Genomic DNA, 2,068 nt, shown 5'->3' with positions numbered 1-2,068 from the left:
GGTCGAGGTCGAGGTCGAGGTCGAGGTCGAGGTCGAGGTCGAGGTCGAGGTCGAGGTCGAGGTCGAGGTCGAGGTCGGGGTCGCGGTCGCGAGGTCGCGGTCGCGAGGTCGGGGTCGAGGGCGGGCTCCGGTCGCGGTCGCGGTCGGGGTCGGGGTCGCGGTCGCGAGGTCGCGGTCGCGAGGTCGGGGTCGAGGGCGGGCTCCGGTCGCGGTCGAGGGCGAGAGCGCGCTGCCGTACCCTGAGACGCCGACGGCCGCTCCCGCGCGTCGCGGGGCGGCCGTCGAGAAGCCGAACGCCTGGCTCAGGTCAGGACTGCGGACCTTCCCCTCCCCCGAGCGCCTCGTCCTCTCCGACGCCCTGGAGATCGAGCGCGATCGCGAGGAGGTAGAGCGCGAGCGAGGAGGTGCCGAAGAGCTGGCCGAGGCTCATCGCGAGGACGAGCAGGAGCGGCGACGGCCAGAACAGGCCGGCGACCATGAGGGCCAGGGCGACGAGGGTGAGGACGGCGGAGACGGTGACGAGACGGCGGACGGTGATCCGGGAGAGACCGATCACGGCGCTACTCCTTCTTCTCGCCTGCGGCGGACGCAGTGGGGGCGCGGCCGTTGCCGCCGTGGTTGAACGAGCGCGGGTGGACCTGGGCGCCGCCGTGGCAGTCGATGCAGCTCGCCTCGCCCTTGCGGATCTCCTCGACCATCCCGGCGTGATCCTCGCGGGCGAGCCAGTTCGGCGCGGTCGTCGAGTGGCAGCGGACGCAGCTGCCGTTCTTGAAGGGCTTGTAGAGGTGAATGCGCGGGCCCTTCTCGCCGTAGGGGCCCGAGCTCGCGTACTCGGTGATGTAGTAGTAGAGGTGCTTGAGCCCGTTCACCTTCGTCGTCATCGCGCCGAACATGGCGTAGTCGGCGTGGCACGTGTAGCAGCTCTCGCCGCCGAAGGTCGCGTTGCGGCTGTGGATGGCCGCGAGGCTGTTCGACTTCGGGTCCGCCGCGTCCTCGGTGTACGGGAGCATCACGTGGCACGAGCTGCAGAACTCGCGCTTCAGCGTGTACTCGAACCCGGCCACGTTGCCGGTGAGCGCGACGCCGATCGGCATCACGCCGAGCCCGAAGAGCAGCAGGACCTTCGTGAGGCGCCCGAGCGGCGGCCGCTTCACGAGGTACCAGACGATGATGACGGCAGCGATGGCCGCGGCTGCGACCGCCGTCAGCTTGAGGAGTTGCTCGAGCGAGTTGATCTCTTGCACGGTCGGACTTGCTAGCATGTGGGTACGGGCACTTCAAGGCGGAACCGCGTCAATTTGCCACGCATCCGCGGGCCGCCCTCCGCCTCCGGCCTCGCTCGGATTCAAGGGTGCGCGCGCGCGACGATCACGCACCGCCGCGAACTCCTTGCCTTTCCGCCGCGCCTGCACTAGATACGGCGGCTCGCAAGCGCGGTTAGCTCAGCTGGATAGAGCGTCGGCCTCCGGAGCCGAAGGCCACAGGTTCGAATCCTGTACCGCGCGCCACTCACGAGAGGCCCGTCCCCGCGGCAGTCCCTGCCAGGTGACGGGCCTCTCGCTTTTCTGGTGCACCCTCAATCGACGGGCGCGTTCCGCTCGGTGACGGCGGGCTCCCGCGTCGCGGCGCCGCGGAGCTCCAGCGCCGCTCCCGCGGGCCTGCCCTCGCCGCTCTCCGAAGCCGCTCCGTCGAGCGAGGCGCCCGGTGCGGCGTCCGCGGCGGCGACGGGCCGCGCGGCGCTCGCACCTTCGCCGTCGCCCGCGGCTCGCTCCGCGAACGGACCCCCGGGTGGCGTGCCCGCGGAGGCGTCCGCCGGCTGAGCGACGTCGCCTGGATCTGCCGCGCCCGGGGCGAGCGGCTCGGCGGACGTCGGGGGCGCTGCCTCCACGGCGGGCGCGGGCCCCGGAGACGCGACGCCTGCGACGTCGCCGTCCCTCGCGGCCTTCAGGTCACCTGCTCCGCCCGAGGCCGCGACTGGCCCGCTCTCGGACGTCTCGCCGGGCGCGGCGATGCCACCGGCGGCCCCGCCTTCCTCGCGCGGCGGCTCGGCGATCCCGCCGGGGCGGTC

At 72.7% G+C, this 2,068-nt stretch carries 2 protein-coding genes, 1 tRNA gene and 1 pseudogene; 1 reads left to right on the top strand and 3 read right to left on the bottom strand.

Annotation, left to right across the window (positions count from 1 at the left end):
• Positions 1 to 307: 307 nt before the first annotated feature.
• A complete protein-coding gene (locus MNY62_RS25440; RefSeq protein ID WP_242347126.1) occupies positions 308 to 556 on the bottom strand; it encodes a hypothetical protein in 249 nt (82 codons plus the stop codon).
• 4 nt (positions 557 to 560) lie between these two features.
• A complete protein-coding gene (locus MNY62_RS25435) occupies positions 561 to 1,244 on the bottom strand; it encodes a NapC/NirT family cytochrome c (protein ID WP_242347125.1) in 684 nt (227 codons plus the stop codon).
• A gap of 187 nt (positions 1,245 to 1,431) precedes the next feature.
• Here MNY62_RS25435 and MNY62_RS25430 point away from each other — a divergent pair.
• Positions 1,432 to 1,508, top strand: a tRNA-Arg gene (locus MNY62_RS25430).
• 68 nt (positions 1,509 to 1,576) lie between these two features.
• Here the strand turns inward: MNY62_RS25430 and MNY62_RS25425 are convergent.
• A pseudogene (locus MNY62_RS25425) lies at positions 1,577 to 2,068 on the bottom strand (hypothetical protein); the annotation flags it as partial.

This window comes from Anaeromyxobacter terrae (assembly GCF_022690685.1).
Taxonomy (GTDB): Bacteria; Myxococcota; Myxococcia; order Myxococcales; family Anaeromyxobacteraceae; genus Anaeromyxobacter; species Anaeromyxobacter terrae.
The sequence above is the reverse complement of the archived record's forward strand: the minus strand, read 5'-3'. Positions and strand labels throughout refer to the sequence as shown.